11 protein-coding genes are annotated in these 14,818 nt (G+C 64.3%); 3 read left to right on the top strand and 8 right to left on the bottom strand.

Annotation, left to right across the window (positions count from 1 at the left end; all coding sequences use genetic code 11):
* Window positions 1-84: 84 nt before the first annotated feature.
* Window positions 85-2,706 (top strand): alanine--tRNA ligase, encoded by a 2,622-nt coding sequence (gene alaS, locus C6571_RS14990; RefSeq protein ID WP_106447395.1) that lies wholly within the window; start codon window positions 85-87, stop codon window positions 2,704-2,706.
* A gap of 15 nt (window positions 2,707-2,721) precedes the next feature.
* Here alaS and C6571_RS14995 read toward each other — a convergent pair whose 3' ends face one another.
* The 8 genes from C6571_RS14995 to C6571_RS15030 all read right to left on the bottom strand — a co-directional run bounded on the left by C6571_RS14995 (window position 2,722) and on the right by C6571_RS15030 (window position 12,842).
* On the bottom strand, window positions 2,722-5,484 hold the full coding sequence (locus tag C6571_RS14995; protein ID WP_106447396.1) for a sensor domain-containing diguanylate cyclase: 2,763 nt from the start codon (window positions 5,482-5,484) through the stop codon (window positions 2,722-2,724).
* 4 nt (window positions 5,485-5,488) lie between these two features.
* The gene (locus C6571_RS15000) at window positions 5,489-6,538 is read right to left on the bottom strand and encodes a GGDEF domain-containing protein (RefSeq protein WP_106447397.1); all 1,050 of its coding nucleotides are present in this window, start codon (window positions 6,536-6,538) and stop codon (window positions 5,489-5,491) included.
* 24 nt (window positions 6,539-6,562) lie between these two features.
* Complete coding sequence (trmB, locus tag C6571_RS15005; protein ID WP_245901303.1) at window positions 6,563-7,285, bottom strand: tRNA (guanosine(46)-N7)-methyltransferase TrmB; 723 nt, start codon at window positions 7,283-7,285, stop codon at window positions 6,563-6,565.
* Window positions 7,282-8,235: a tRNA glutamyl-Q(34) synthetase GluQRS gene (gluQRS, locus tag C6571_RS15010; protein ID WP_106448272.1), complete on the bottom strand. Its 954-nt coding sequence runs from the start codon at window positions 8,233-8,235 to the stop codon at window positions 7,282-7,284. The genes trmB and gluQRS overlap by 4 nt, the downstream gene beginning before the upstream one ends.
* 60 nt (window positions 8,236-8,295) lie before the next feature.
* Window positions 8,296-9,399 (bottom strand): NAD(P)/FAD-dependent oxidoreductase, encoded by a 1,104-nt coding sequence (locus C6571_RS15015; RefSeq protein ID WP_245901304.1) that lies wholly within the window; start codon window positions 9,397-9,399, stop codon window positions 8,296-8,298.
* Between the two features lie 79 nt (window positions 9,400-9,478).
* Window positions 9,479-10,324 (bottom strand): MinD/ParA family protein, encoded by an 846-nt coding sequence (locus C6571_RS15020; protein WP_106447399.1) that lies wholly within the window; start codon window positions 10,322-10,324, stop codon window positions 9,479-9,481.
* Between the two features lie 9 nt (window positions 10,325-10,333).
* Window positions 10,334-11,107, bottom strand: a complete 774-nt coding sequence (locus tag C6571_RS15025) for a GGDEF domain-containing protein (RefSeq protein ID WP_106447400.1) — start codon at window positions 11,105-11,107, stop codon at window positions 10,334-10,336.
* Window positions 11,108-11,153: 46 nt separating this feature from the next.
* Window positions 11,154-12,842 carry a SulP family inorganic anion transporter gene (locus tag C6571_RS15030; RefSeq protein ID WP_106447401.1) on the bottom strand — a complete coding sequence of 563 codons (1,689 nt, stop codon included), beginning with the start codon at window positions 12,840-12,842 and terminating at the stop codon, window positions 11,154-11,156.
* A 143-nt stretch (window positions 12,843-12,985) separates the two neighbouring features.
* Between C6571_RS15030 and C6571_RS15035 the strand changes: the two genes are divergently transcribed.
* Both C6571_RS15035 and C6571_RS15040 read left to right on the top strand, forming a co-directional pair.
* Window positions 12,986-13,501, top strand: coding sequence for a BON domain-containing protein (locus tag C6571_RS15035; protein WP_106447402.1), 516 nt, complete (start codon window positions 12,986-12,988; stop codon window positions 13,499-13,501).
* Between the two features lie 51 nt (window positions 13,502-13,552).
* The gene (locus C6571_RS15040) at window positions 13,553-14,779 is read left to right on the top strand and encodes a PLP-dependent transferase (protein ID WP_106447403.1); all 1,227 of its coding nucleotides are present in this window, start codon (window positions 13,553-13,555) and stop codon (window positions 14,777-14,779) included.
* Window positions 14,780-14,818: the final 39 nt, after the last annotated feature.

Consider the following 14,818-nt stretch of genomic DNA (forward strand, 5'->3'; position numbering starts at 1 on the left):
GCCCGCGAGCGCCTTAAAATCACAGGTTGCCCCGCCTGCGCGCAGTGCGCGGTGCCCCTGTTTCATTCCGCCGAGAACCGCCCCATGACACGCCCCGCTTCCGTTGCCGACATCCGAAAGAGTTTTCTGGACTTCTTTGCGTCCAAGGGCCACACGGTGGTGCCGTCCAGCTCGCTCGTACCCGGCAACGACCCGACGCTGATGTTCGTCAACTCCGGCATGGTGCAGTTCAAGGATGTATTCCTGGGCACCGACAAGCGCCCGTACGTGCGCGCCACCTCGGTACAGGCCTGCCTGCGCGCTGGCGGCAAACACAACGATCTGGAGAACGTTGGCTACACGGCGCGCCACCACACCTTCTTTGAGATGCTCGGCAACTGGAGCTTCGGCGACTACTTCAAACGCGAATCGCTCAAGTGGGCCTGGGAGCTGCTGACCGAGGTCTACCAACTGCCGCCCGAGCGCCTGCTGGCCACCGTGTACCAGGAGGACGACGAGGCTTACGACATCTGGACCAAAGAAATCGGCCTGCCGCCCGAGCGCGTGATCCGCATTGGCGACAACAAGGGCGGGCGTTACAAGAGCGACAACTTCTGGATGATGGCCGACACCGGCCCGTGTGGCCCGTGCAGCGAAATCTTCTATGACCACGGCGAGCACATCCCCGGCGGCCCGCCCGGCAGCCCCGGCGAAGACGGCGACCGCTTTATTGAAATCTGGAACAACGTGTTCATGCAGTTCGACATGAAGGAAGACGGCAGCGTCACGCCGCTGCCCGCGCCCTGCGTGGACACCGGCATGGGTCTGGAGCGCCTGGCCGCCATCCTGCAGCATGTGCACAGCAACTACGAAATTGACCTGTTTGACGCGCTGATCAAGGCCGCCGCGCGCGAGACGGGCTGCGGCGACCTCGCCAACCCCTCGCTCAAGGTGATTGCCGACCACATCCGCGCCACCGCTTTCCTGGTGGCCGATGGCGTCATTCCTGGCAGCGAAGGGCGCGGCTACGTGCAGCGGCGCATCATCCGCCGCGCCATCCGCCACGGCTACAAACTGGGCCAAAAGACGCCGTTCTTCCACAAGCTGGTGGCCGATCTGGCCGGTTTGATGGGCGACGCCTATCCCAAGTTGCGCGAGCAGCAGAGCCGCATTACCGAAGTGCTCAAGACCGAGGAGGAGCGCTTCTTTGAAACGCTGGCTACGGGCATGGAGATCCTGGATGCTGCCTTGCAGGGCGGCGTACAACAATTGCCTGGTGATGTGGCCTTCAAGCTGCACGATACCTACGGCTTTCCGCTCGACCTCTCGGCCGACGTGTGCCGTGAGCGTGGCCTCACGGTGGACGAAGCTGGTTTCCACGCCGCCATGGACAAGCAAAAAGCCCAGGCCCGCGCCGCCGGCAAGTTCAAGATGGACAAGGCGCTCGACTATGCCGGCGAGCTGAACCAGTTCACCGGCTACGAGCAGCTTTCGGATACTGCAAAAATCGTAGCTATCTACGTAGATGGGACAAGCGCTGCAGCCCTAAAAACCGGTCAAAACGGTGTGGTGGTGCTCAGCAGCACGCCTTTCTATGCCGAGAGCGGCGGCCAGGTGGGCGACCAGGGCGTGCTGACCAGCGGCTCGGCCCGCTTTGCGGTGGACGATACGCAGAAGATTCGCGCCGACGTCTTTGGCCACCACGGCACGCTCGCCGAAGGTAGCTTGAACGTAGGCGATAGCGTAGAGGCGCAGGTGAACGCGCAAATACGCGCCGCCACCATGCGCAACCACTCGGTTACGCACCTGATGCACAAGGCGCTGCGCGAAGTGCTGGGTGGCCATGTGCAGCAAAAGGGTAGCCTGGTGGATGCCGACAAAACGCGCTTTGACTTCACGCACAACGCACCCGTGACGGACGCGCAGATCCGCGAGATCGAGCAGCGCGTGAACCAGGAAGTTCTGGCCAACCAGGCCACACAGGCGCGCGTGATGGACATTGAATCGGCACAGAAGACCGGCGCCACCATGCTTTTTGGCGAGAAATACGGCGAGACGGTGCGCGTGCTCGACATTGGTACGAGCCGTGAGCTGTGCGGCGGCACCCATGTGCAGCGCACGGGTGACATCGGCTTTTTCACCATCACCGCAGAAGGCGGTGTTGCGGCGGGTGTGCGGCGGGTTGAGGCTGTCACCGGTCTCAATGCCCTGGCCTACGTGCAGGGTATGGAGAGTACGCTGGGCGGCGTTGCGGGCACGCTCAAGGTGGCCCCCGGCGAGGTGCCGGCGCGGGTTGGTTCGCTGCTGGAGCAGATGCGCGGCCTGGAGCGCGAAATGGCAGCGCTCAAGGGGCGTCTGGCCTCGGCCCAGGGCGACGACCTGGTGAGCCAGGCGGTGGAGGTCAAGGGTCTCAAGGTGCTGGCGGCCGTGCTGCCCGGTGCCGACGCCAAGACCTTGCGCGAGACCATGGACAAGCTCAAGGACAAGCTCAAGACCGCCGCCATCGTGCTCGCCGCTGTCGATGGTGGCAAAGTGCAGATTGCCGCTGGCGTGACTGCGGACAGTCTGGGCCGCGTCAAGGCCGGGGAGCTGGTGAACTTCGTGGCACAACAAGTTGGCGGCAAGGGCGGCGGCAAGCCGGACATGGCGATGGCGGGCGGCACGGATGCGGCGGGCGTCCCTGCGGCGCTGGCGTCGGTTCCCGCGTGGGTGGCTGAGCGCCTTTAGGCTGCCCGGCTGGCGCTACGCAGCGAACTCGAAGCGATTGCGCCCGGCGGCCTTGGCTGCGTACAGGGCGCCGTCGGCGCGGGCCAGCAGCTCGGCCGGGGTGGTCGGCGGCGAGGTGTGGGAATGAAACAAGATGCCGATACTGGTCGTGATGGACAGCGGCTGGTCGTGCACGTTGAACACCGGGCGGGCCACCTGAACCACAATTTTTTGCGCGACTGCGCTGGCTACCTCCGGCCCTGAGAGATTTTCCAGCACCACAACGAATTCGTCGCCCGCCAGCCGCACCACCAGGTCGGTGGTGCGCACACTGGCCTCCAGCCGCCGCGCGAACTCGCACAGGACCTCGTCGCCCGCAGCGTGGCCCAGGCTGTCGTTGATCGCCTTGAAATGGTCGATATCCAGATACATCACCGCCAGTGCGTCTCCGCTGCGCTTGGAGCGCGCAAGCATCAGGGGCATCGCTTCATTGAACGCAACGCGGTTGGCCAATTGGGTCAGCGAATCGACACGCGCCTGCAGTGCGAGTTTGCGTTGGGCCGTTTTGAGTTCGGTGATGTTGATGGTCATGACGAAAACGCCCACCACCGCCCCCTCGGCATCGAACTCGGGTACAAAAATGCTGTGCGCATCGCGCAGGGCGCCATCGACCGTTCTTTGCGACTCGAACTCTAGCCGCTCGCCAGCCAACGCACGCTGGAGCATGGGCTGGACGCGCGCATAGAACATCTCACCGACCACTTCGCGCATGGTGTGCCCAATCAGGCTTGCCGGCTCCTTCCCCCACCATTCGCGTACTTCACCATTGACAAAAGTGAATCGCTGATCGGCGTCCAGGTGCGCCACCAGTGCTGGCAGGTTGTCGGTGATCCCTCGCAGCTTGGCCTCATTGGCCGCAATGGCGTTTTCTACCCGTTTGCGTTCGGTGATGTCAAAGCTCATCGAAAAAAAGCCCCGGACGCGTCCGTCGGCATCCCAATCTGGGATGTAGGTAATCTCGAAGCGCGTTTCCGAATAGCTTGAATGCATCGCGCCTTGCTTCTCGAAGGTCACACGCTCCCCGCTCAGTGCCTTGCGTGCCCACGGCTCGACGATCGGAAACTCGGCCTCGTCGTACACCTCCTGCATAGCCTTGCCGATGAAACTTCTGCCGGGAAACGCCTTTTGGAAATGCGCATTCACGAAGGTGTAGCGCATCGAGCTGTCCAGGCGGGCGACCAGCGATGGCATGTTGTCGGCAATGTCCTGCAGGAGCTTGCCGCTGGCAGCGATGCGCTCCTCGGCCGCTTGGCGCTCGGAGATGTCGCGCAAGAACGCGTGCGCAATGAAATGGTCGCCCACTTTCATGGCGGCAATGGACAGCTCAACGGGGATGGTGTGGCCGTCGCGGTGCAAGGCGTCGATTTCCCGGCGCTTGCCCACCAGCGGGCCAACGCCCGAGTGCAAAAATTCCGCCATACCCGCTTGGCACCCAGGGCGCATCGCTGCGGGAACCATCAACTCGGTCAATGACTGCCCCATTGCCTGCTCGCGCGAATGGCCAAAGATCACTTCGGCCTGGTGGTTCCATTCGCTGATGCGGGCCTGGCCGTCGATGGCGACAAAGGCGTCGCCGGCGTGGCGCAGCACCTCGCGCAGGTAGTTCTCGCTGGCTTCCAATTGCTCGCGCGCACTCTGGCGCTCGGTCATCAACAGGTCGAAGCTTCGGGCCAGGTCGCCCAGTTCGTCGGGCGGGTACTCAGCTTGAAGGGGGACATACCGGGCCGCAGCCTGTGTCGCCAGCATGTGCTCATGCAGGCGGCCCAAGGGGGCGAGCTGGCGGCGCAACAAAAGCAGGGCCAGCCCACCCACGAGCAGCGACAGCGCCAGCGCACCCATGCTGGTGAGTTGCTCCACCCGGCGCAGATCTGCAAACGCTTCGTTGTAGGGATAGTGCGTGCCGATGATCCAGTTGGTTTGCCGCGTCTGCTTGAAAGCGTACAGCGCATGCACGCCCAGGCGATTGACGGCGTCGGTCGTACCTTCGAAGCCTGCCACTGCGAGGGTCGTTGCTTCGTTGTGCCCGCCCTCGGCGTCAAAATGCTTGAGGATGCGGCCCTTGCGCGGGCTGTCGATGACGATGCCATTGGTGTTGGTGATGAACACGTAGCCGGTTTTACCGAATTTCAGCCCGGCGAGCTCGCCCAGAAAGTTGGGTTTTTCGAGTGTGATCTGCCCGTTGATGACGTAGACGATGTTGCCGCTCGCATCGTGCACTGGCTGGGTCATCAGCACCTGGGCCACGCCCCGGCTGCGGTTGCGAACGGGCTGCGAAATCACCCCTTTGTCGCTGGCCAGGGTTTCAATGAAATACGGTCGATCGGCGAGGTTGAGCTTGCCGAGTGCTTCCAGCCCAAGGTAATTGGCCACCAGGTTGCCGGTGCGGTCGAGTACCGCGACGTTGTCAAAGACTTCCATCAGGGCGGTGTGGCGCAGCAGGAAGGGTTGCAACTGCGCGGTGCCGCGCAGTTGCTGGGCTTCAAGTGATTCTGCAAAAGCCTTGAGCAACACGCGCCGGCTGATGAATTTTTGATCGATGGCCTCGGCAATGGCCACCGTGCGCTGCATCTGGTCGCTGGCGATCACCTCCAGCGTGTTGTTCCTGATATAGAAAAAGGCGCCGGCCGCGACACCCAGCGTGCTGAGCAGCGCAATCAGCATGACGCTGAGCGTCAGGCGGGTGCGCAGGTCCAGGTGAAGCGGACCCAAGGCACGCCAGCGCGCGGATGGATTCGTCATCCGCTCAGAATAGCTCAACCTCGTCGTTGCTGATCTTGGCCGTCAGGTCGCCACTGCTGATCAGATCGTCGTAGTAGCAGACCCGGTTGCGGCCATTCTCCTTGGCGAAATACAGCGCCTGGTCGGCCTTGCCCAAGATTTCCACGGGCGCACCGGTGTCGGTGGAAACAAAGCCCAGGCTCACCGTGATCTGGCCCACCTGGGGGAACGGGTAGGACTCCACTGCAGTGCGAAAGCGATTGAAGACCCGGTGCGCTGTCTCCAATGTGGTCGAGCGCAGCAGCACGACGAACTCTTCGCCGCCGAAGCGGAAGATGCGGTCGTGGCTGCGAAAGGAATTGCGCAGGATGTTGGCTACCAAGATCAGCACCTCGTCGCCGTACAGGTGTCCAAAGCGGTCATTGACCAGCTTGAAGTGGTCGATATCGACCACCGCCAGCCAGTGCTGTGTGCTTGCCGTTGGGAGCGCACGTGGATCGATGCTTCCATCGGGGCGCAGTCGGGGCAGCGTCTCGGACGGTGCACTGCCGGCTTGCCGGGCGAACTGCTCGTCAAACGTCTTGCGATTGAGCAGACCGGTCAGTGCGTCGCGCTCGCTGTAGTCGAGCAGACTCTGGTAATTCTGGTAGACCTGAAAAATACCCGTGATCACGCTGAGTTTTTGCGCCGAGAACGGGCGCGACTGGGTGATTTCGAGACAGCTCGTCACCTTGTCCTGCATCCAGACCGGCAGCCACAGGCGGTAGCGACCTTTGCCCAGGATCGATTTCGCGCTATCGCCATGCCGGGCAATGCACTCCTGCAACTCCGGCAGTTCGCTCAGGGGCGTCCGGTGGGGGTCGTGCACCGCCTCCATGGCTCCGGTCAACCAGCGCCCGTTCTCCAGCCAGGTACGGGGGCGCACATGCAGCGCGCCATCGCAGGAAAACACCTCGAGCGCGCGCACGTCCAGGATTCCGGCCAGCTCTTGCAGCGTGGACAACACCGAGACTTCAAGCCGCAAATGATCGCGGTGCCCGGTCATTTCAACCAGGTTTTGCAGGATCGGAGACATTGTCAAGGCTAGATTTCCTTTGTGTCAGGCGCGGCGCAGAAACACGAGGTCCCACACGCCGTGCCCCAATTTCAGTCCGCGGTTCTCGAACTTGGTCAGCGGCCGATAGGCTGGCTGCGGCGCATAGTCTGGCACAGTGTTCGTCAGCAGTGGCTCGGCAGAGAGCACTTCCAGCATTTGCTCGGCATAGGGCTGCCAGTCGGTGGCGCAGTGCAGATAGCCACCCGCCGCCAGGCGCGAGGCCAGTCGCGCCACCAGAGTGGGCTGGATCAAGCGCCGTTTGTGGTGTTTCTTCTTGTGCCAGGGGTCGGGAAAGAAAATGTGCACGCCGGCCAAACTGCCCGGTGCCACCATGTGCTCGAGCACCTCGACGGCGTCGTGCTGGACGATGCGGACATTGGTCTGCCCCTGCTCGGCAATGCGCTTGAGCAGCGCCCCCACGCCGGCCTCGTGGACCTCGCAGCAAAGGAAATTGTCTTGCGGCCGCACGTTGGCAATGTGGGCCGTGGCCTCGCCCATACCAAAGCCAATCTCCAGGATCAACGGGGCGCTGCGGCCAAACACGGCGGCTGGCTCCAGCAGCGCTTCCCGGTAGGGCACCAGCAGTTGGGGGCCCAGGTGTTCAAAGGCGCGTGCCTGTGCTGCCGTGGTGCGCCCAGCGCGGCGCACAAAGCTCTTGATGGTTTTGGGATAGGCAACGCCGGGCGGTGCGCCGGCGATTGCGGTGTTGGAGTCGTGTGGTGTCACGGGGCGGGATTGTAAAGAGCACGCCAGATCATGACCCAGTATGCAAGTGCATCAGCGACCTGGGTTTGCGCTGGAACAGGGGAAAGGCCCAGCATTTTTGCTGCGGGAAGCAATGCCTTGAGCGGCTCGGACGTGTCCAGCGTGGGCGCGCCGTGCTGTTTGGAGAGTTTTTCTCCGTCTGCGCCACGCACCAGCGGGGTGTGCAGGTAGCGCGGATGGCACAGGCCGAGCGCCGCCTGCAGCAGCAACTGGCGCGGCGTGTTGTCGGCCAGGTCTTCACCGCGCACCACATGGGTGATGGCTTGAAAGGCATCGTCCACCACCACGGCAAGCTGGTACGCCCAGAGGCCATCGGCGCGCTGCAGAACGAAATCGCCCACCTCGGTGGCTACGTTTTGCGTTTGCACGCCCAGCCGGCGGTCGGTCCAGATCAGCAAGTTGTTTGCTATTGAAAAGCTAGCATGTTGCGCTTGTCCGTAGTGCGATAGAGCCAATTTTGACCAATATTTTTCACAGGCAAAGCGCCAGGCTCGCGGCGCGCGGCCCTGCAGCCCGGCGCGGCAGGTGCCGGGGTAGGGCAGAGGGCGGTGGCGTGTAGGTACACGGCCTGCTGCTGCGTGCGCTGCGGCGATGTCGGCGCGCGAGCAGGCGCAAGGGTAGGCCAGGCCCGAGCGCACCAGTGCATCGAGCGCTTGCTGATAGGCGCCGGTGCGCTGCGACTGCCACTGCGGCGCCTCGTCGGCCCGAAGGCCCAGCGCGTCCAGTTGGCGCAGCAAGGTCTCGCCCGCTTGCGGGCTGCAGCGGGGCGTGTCCACGTCTTCGATGCGTACCAGCCAGCGGCCACCGGCCGCGCGCGCGTCAAGCCAGCTGGCCAGCGCCGCCACCAGGGAGCCCGCGTGCAGCGCTCCGGTGGGAGATGGGGCAAAGCGGCCCACGTACGTGGCCACGATCAATAGGAAAAGAGGGTTTTCTTGTTCACCGAAAGCATGCAAAACCTGTTGGCGACTCTTTCACGCCACGGCCAGTGCCAGCTCAAGCCCCGAGACAAATGCATCTTCCACACGGTGGCCCAGGCACCAGTCGCCGCACATGCCCAGCCCTTCGGCGGCGTTCCAGACATGGCTGCAGCCCAGCGGTTCCAGCGTTTGCGCCTGCTCCCAGCACACGGCGTGGGCGTAGGCGGGTTCGGCGTGGATGCCGGTGATTTCGGCGAAGGCCTTGAGCAGTTTGCCTTTGACGCGCTGTTCGTCGTCGTGCAGGTGCTCGCGCGACCACTCGGGGCTGGCTTGTACGGTCCAGCGCTCGACTTCGCTGCGGCGCGGCTTGGACGATTCGCGTGCCAGCCAGGCGACGCGGTGGTGGGTGCTGCGCGCAGCGCTCCATTGCGGCCCGAGCGTCGTCAGGCCCGGGCGCACGGCCTGGGGGAAGGCGAGCATCAAGGTCCAGCAGGGGGCGGTGCGCACATCGGCCACTGCGGCGGCCAGACCCGCGTCCAGGCGACTGGCACGCAGCAAGGCGGCGGCGTGTTCGGCCGGCTGGGCCAGCAGCACGGCGTCAAAGCCGGCGAACACCTGGGAGCCACCGTCGCTTGTACTGGTGCGCACCTGCCAGCCGCGCGAGCGCACCTGATCGTGCTCGATGCTGCTCACACGCTGCGTGGTGTGCACACGGCCGGCCTGTGCCAGCGGCTGTGCCCAGGCGGTGACCAGGTCTTCCATGCCGGGGCAGGCCACCCAGTGAGGCTCGGAAACCGGCAGGCTGAACGCTGCCACGCGGCCTGCGGCGTCCAGCACCCGGATCGCGTTGGCACCCCAGGGTCGGCACACCTGGGGCACGGTGGCCAGCGCCTCTTCAAAGCGGGCATCGCGCACGGTGAAGTACTGCGCGCCGGCATCAAAACTGCCAAAAGGCGTTTGCAAGCTCGCCATGCGTCCGCCGACACGCGCGGCCTTCTCGAAAAGTGAGACCTCGTGGCCGGCTTGCACCAGGGTCCGAGCGCAGACCACGCCGGCCATGCCGGCGCCAACGATCGCAAAATGGCGCATAGCGGCGGCGGGAGCCGGTGCGCTGGAGCTGCGCTTGGGACGGGACGCGGAGGTGGAGCGAGAGCGCATGCGGTTCCTTGGTGCGGTGTGGGGTGAGGTCACTCGAATGCAGCGCAGGGGCGCTGAATGCAATGCGTACGAAAGCGGCTCATTGCGCGCGGTGCAGCAGCGCTTCTTCAACTTTTCCCGCCAACTGCGAGACCGCCAACGCAGCGGGGCAGCCGGGGGTTTGCAGCAGAAGCAATTGGCGGCGCATGACGGCTTCTCGCACTGTCGGATCCACGGGGATGTCTCCCATGTGCAAAAGCCGCACGGGCTTGCCCGACTCGGTGCTGACGAAACGGTCCAGCACCTGCTGCAGCTGGCTGGTAATGGCACGACCATCACCGGGGCGGGCTGCCTGGTTGACGATCAGGCGCACATGCTGGCGCTTTTGCTGCACCGCCAGCACCTTGATGGCCGCATAGGCATCGGTGAGCGATGTCGGCTCGGGTGTGGCGACGATCATGACCTCAGAGGCCAGCGAGACGGAAAACAGCACGACGTCGGAGATGCCGGCGCCGGTGTCTAGCAAGATGACGTCGTAGCGCGGGGTGAGCGTTTCGATCACGCTCAGGAACTGGTTGCGCACCTCGGGCGTGAGGCGCGAATACTCGACCATTCCGGAGCCCGCGAGGACCACCGAAAAACCACCGGGTGCAGCGATCACCGCCTCGTCCAGCGTGGCTTTGCCGGTGAAGACGTCGTGCAGCGTGATCTTGGGATGGAGGTTGAGCACCACGTCGAGATTGGCCAGGCCGAGATCGGCGTCGAGCACCAGCACGCGCTGACCCCGCCTGGCGAGCGCGGCGGCCAGATTGGCTGAGACAAAGGTCTTGCCCACACCGCCCTTGCCGCTGGTAATCGCGATGATGCGCGCGCCTGCCGGTTTGCCTGGCTGCTGCACCGGCCCGCTAGCGGACGGCATGGAGGAGGGTGACTGCGCATCGCTCATCAATTGCTTTCAGTTGGCGCTGTCGTTGGAGTCGAACGGGGGCAATTCGCCCCAGCCCGAGGGGGTGTAGAGCGGGCCGAACAGCAAACCTTTTTCTTCGGCGCTGACCGTGCTGTTGGGTTGCTCCTCGATACAGACCCGGTTGCGGCCTTCGGATTTGGCACGGTAAAGCTGGTGATCGGCCCGATTGGTCCAGAGACTGGTGGTCGAGCGTATCCATTGCAAGGCAAATGCGCCGCCAATGCTGAGCGTCACGCGCAGTTCGGTCGTTGGCCCCACCATGATCGGTGTGGCGGCAACGACGCGGCGGATGCGTTCAGCCACGGCGCGACCGAATTCTGCCTGACAGGCCGGGAGCACGATGGCGAATTCCTCGCCGCCATAGCGCGCCAGTGTGTCCATGGGACGCACGCACCCGGCCAGAGTGCGCGCCACCACTTGCAGCACCTTGTCGCCAGCCACGTGACCGTGGGTGTCGTTGACGCCCTTGAAATGGTCGATGTCCAGCATCAACAACAAAGCCGCCTCGCCGGAGCGTGCAACCCGATCTACCTCGCGTTCCAGTGCCGCATGAAAGTGGCGCCGGTTGGCCAGGCCTGTGAGCGGATCGCGCAGCGAGAGTTCGCACAATGAATCGATGACGGACTGCAAATAGCGCTCGGACCCCCCGACCGCATGGGGCAACGCAGGCGCTTGGCCCGTGCCTTGTTCGATCAGGGACAGAGCGGTTGTCAGGCGCAGTGCGCGCAAGTCGACGAGGGGATGGAGCGCGGTATCAGGCACAGAAGGCTGGTTGGGGCTTGACCAAGTGTACCTTGGTGCAATGCATTCAAGAGCTGTTTTCTCCTGTGTCGGAGGGCGTTGTCTGCAGGGCTTGCAGCGCCTGCTGTTCGGTGCGGTAGCTCAGCACATTTGGGCTCGGCAGGATGCCGGCCCGCTCCAGGGCTTGCTCCACCGGCAGCTTGAGACCGCTGATGTGCAGGCGGGAACCTGTTTCCCACACCAGCGAAGCGATGCGCGAGAACGTTTCCACGCCGGTGACGTCGATGCGGTTGATCGGCTGGGCAAACAGGCACACATCGCTGATCTGCGGGCGCTGGTGCAAGCTTGCTGCCAGGCGTTGCTCGATGGCACGGGCCGAAGCAAAGTCGAGTTCGGCGTCCATGCGCAGGGCCAGCACCTGCGGGCCGAGCGCAGGCAAATGCCACAGATGGCGGTCACGCAGGCTGCCATCGGGGTGCAGCCCTACCTCGATGATGCGCGGGTGCAGGCGCTGGTAGAGGAAATGGGTCAGATTCATCAGCACGCCGACGAGCACGCCCCAATACAGCCGAGGCGCGGTGGCCAGCGTGATCGCAAAAGTGGCCACGCCGATTACCGCCTCCACCCGCGACAAGCGCCATAGTTGCCGCGCCAGAACGGGATGAATCAGGTTGATGATGGCGGCCACCACGACGGCGGCCAGCACCGATTGCGGCACGTGAAACAGCGCAGGCGTGAGCCACAGCAGTGCCAGCAAAACCAGGCCTGTGGCAAACAAGGTGGCCCAGCCGCTGCGCGCACCGGCATAAAGGTTGATGGCCGAGCGAGAAAACGAAGCGCTGGTGGCGAAGGCGCCGCAAAATCCCGAGCTGATCTTTGCCATGCCGTGGGCGATCAGATCCTGGTTCTCGTCCCAGCGAGTACCCCCCTTCTGGTGGTCGACCTTGGCGCTGGAAGCGGTCTCCAGAAAGCTCACCAGCGTCACGATCAGTACCGGCATGGTGAGTTCGCCCAACATGCCCCAGTCCAGCGCCCCCGGCCAATAGAAGTGCGGCAGGCCGCCTGGCAGCGCTCCCACCACTGCACCGCCACCGGCGGCATAGCCGATGGCAGCGCTGAGCGCCGCCGCCGCGCCCATGATCACCACCACGGCCGGAAACTTGGGCCAACGCTTCTTGGCCACCATCAGCAAGACGAGCGTCCCCAGACCAAACGCCGCTGCGGCACCGTCCACCGCAGCCATGGCGGGCGATTGCAGCCAGTGGAAAAGGCTTTCATGCAGGCCCAGCAAGGCCGGCAATTGCGAGAACAGGATCAGCAGGGCTGCCGCCTGCGTAAAACCGCTGAGCACGGGCGAGGTCACCACCTGCATGATCCAGCCAAAGCGTGCCACACCCATCACCATCTGCAGTCCGCCCGAAAGAATTGCCATCCAGGCCGCAAGCGCCACCCACTGGGCGCTGCCCGGCTGCGCCAGGCCGGTGAGCGAGGCCCCGATCAGCAAACTGGTGAGCGCTGTGGGTCCGACCCCGAGGCGGGTGGACGAACTCCAGAGCACCGCCACCAGCGCCGGCAGCAGCGAGGCATAGATGCCGGTGACCAGTGGCATGCCGGCCAGCGCGGCGTACGCGACGCCCTGGGGAACGAGCATCAGGCCCACCGTCAGGCCTGCCGACAGCTCTCCCAGCAGCAAGGCGCGTGTAGGCCTTGGCCAGGCCAGAAAAGGAAACCACCGGACGAGGCTGGGCGTGGGCATGCGGTGATTGTGGCGCGGATGGCCCGGCGATGTCCCCTGGAGCCTGGCGCACCCGTCCTACAAGCTTTGCGGCGCCGTCTGACCGCCACCCAGTTCCAGGGCGCCTAGAGTGCGCAGCATCTCTCTGCAATCAGGAAACCATCATGAACAACACGTTGCCTTACTCTGGGTCATTTGCCCGCATTTCCACCATCGTTGCCGTGACAGCACTCTCGCTGGGTCTGGCCGCCTGCGACAAGGCACAAGAACCTCCCACTGCGGGCCAGCGGCTCGACTCCGCCATTCAGAAGACCGACCAGGCCGCAGAGGACGCCAAGATCAAGGCCGAGCAGGCTTTGCAGGCGACCGAAAACAAGCTCGACCAAGGCGCGGCCAAGGTGGAGAGCGCAGCGCAAGACGCTGGCGCATCAATCAAGAGCGCAGCCAACTCGGCAGCGGCTTTGGCGGACGATGCCTCGATCACGGCGCGCATCTCTGCGGAGCTTGCGAAAGACCCGGACCTGAGCGCCATCAAGATTGACGTGGATACGAAGGCAGGTGCTGTGCGCCTGAGTGGCCCGGCCCCCAGTGAAGCCGCCAAGGACCGCGCCACCAGCCTGGCCAAGAGCATCGAAGGCGTCACCTCCGTCAACAATGAGCTGGTGGTGGGCAAGAGCTGAGTTCCGCCACGCGAGCCGCAGCAGCGACTGGGTGCGCGCTACGATGCGCGCATGAACCCGACCGACCGCACGCTGGCTACACGCCTGATCCACCACGCCTACCAACCCCCTGAAGGCTTTGCCGCGCCGCAACCGGCGGTGCACAAGGCGTCCACGGTGGTTTTTCCAAACGTTGCAGCGATGCGCGCGCGCGAATGGAAAGACAAGAGCGGATACACCTACGGTCTGCACGGCACGCCCACAACGTTCATTCTGGAAGAACGGCTGGCTGAACTCGAGGGCGGATCGCAGTGCCTTCTGGTGCCCAGCGGTCTCGCTGCCATCAGCACGGTGTCGCTGGGCTTGCTGCGCGCCGGAGACGAGGTGCTGCTGCCCGACAACGCCTACGGACCCAACAAGGCGCTTACGGAGTCGCTGCTGGCACAGTTTGGCGTGCGCCATGCGGTTTACGACCCGCTGGATCTGGCAGATCTGGCCCAGCGCATCGGCCCGGCAACCCGGCTGGTGTGGCTGGAAGCGCCGGGTTCGGTGACGCTGGAATTTCCCGACCTTTTGGGCCAGGTCCGCCTGTGTCAGGAGCGTGGTGTGCTTTGCGCACTCGACAACACCTGGGGCGCTGGCCTTGCGTTCGCGCCGTTTGATCTGCTGGGCGACGGGAGCGGCAGTTTGGCCGTGGACGTCAGCGCGCACGCGCTGACGAAATACCCCAGCGGCGGCGGCGATGTGCTCATGGGCAGCATCGTCACCCGCAATGCAGGCCTGCATCTCAAGCTCAAGCTGGCGCACATGCACCTGGGGCTGGGAGTGGGAGCGAACGATGCCGAGGGGATCCTGCGCGCCCTGCCCAGTATCGGTTTGCGTTATCGCGCGCACGATGTGTCGGCGCGCACTCTGGCGCGCTGGCTGACTTCGCAACCAGGCATCGTGCAGGTGCTGCACCCAGCCCTGGAGGCCTCGCCCGGCCATGCGCATTGGCAGGCGCTGTGCGGCCAGGCGAATGCCGGGGAAGGCGCTGCTGCAGGCTTGTTCAGCGTAGTCATCGACCCGGTGCACCCGCAGGAACGCGTCGATGCATTTTGCGATGCGCTGGCGCTGTTTAAACTGGGCTACAGCTGGGGCGGGCCCATGAGCCTAGTGGTGCCCTACGACATTGCCACCATGCGCCAGCAGGTTCCAGCGCACTTGGCCCCTGGCACGGTGGTGCGTTTTTCGGTTGGCCTGGAAGACGTCGACGATTTGCGCCGTGACATTGCTCAGGCACTGAAGGTGTTTGCGTAACTGGTTTCACCAGGATCGACGCGCAGTGAAGGCAGTGTT

Origin of the sequence: Simplicispira suum (genome assembly GCF_003008595.1) — a bacterium.
In the GTDB taxonomy this organism is placed as follows: Bacteria; Pseudomonadota; Gammaproteobacteria; order Burkholderiales; family Burkholderiaceae_C; genus Simplicispira; species Simplicispira suum.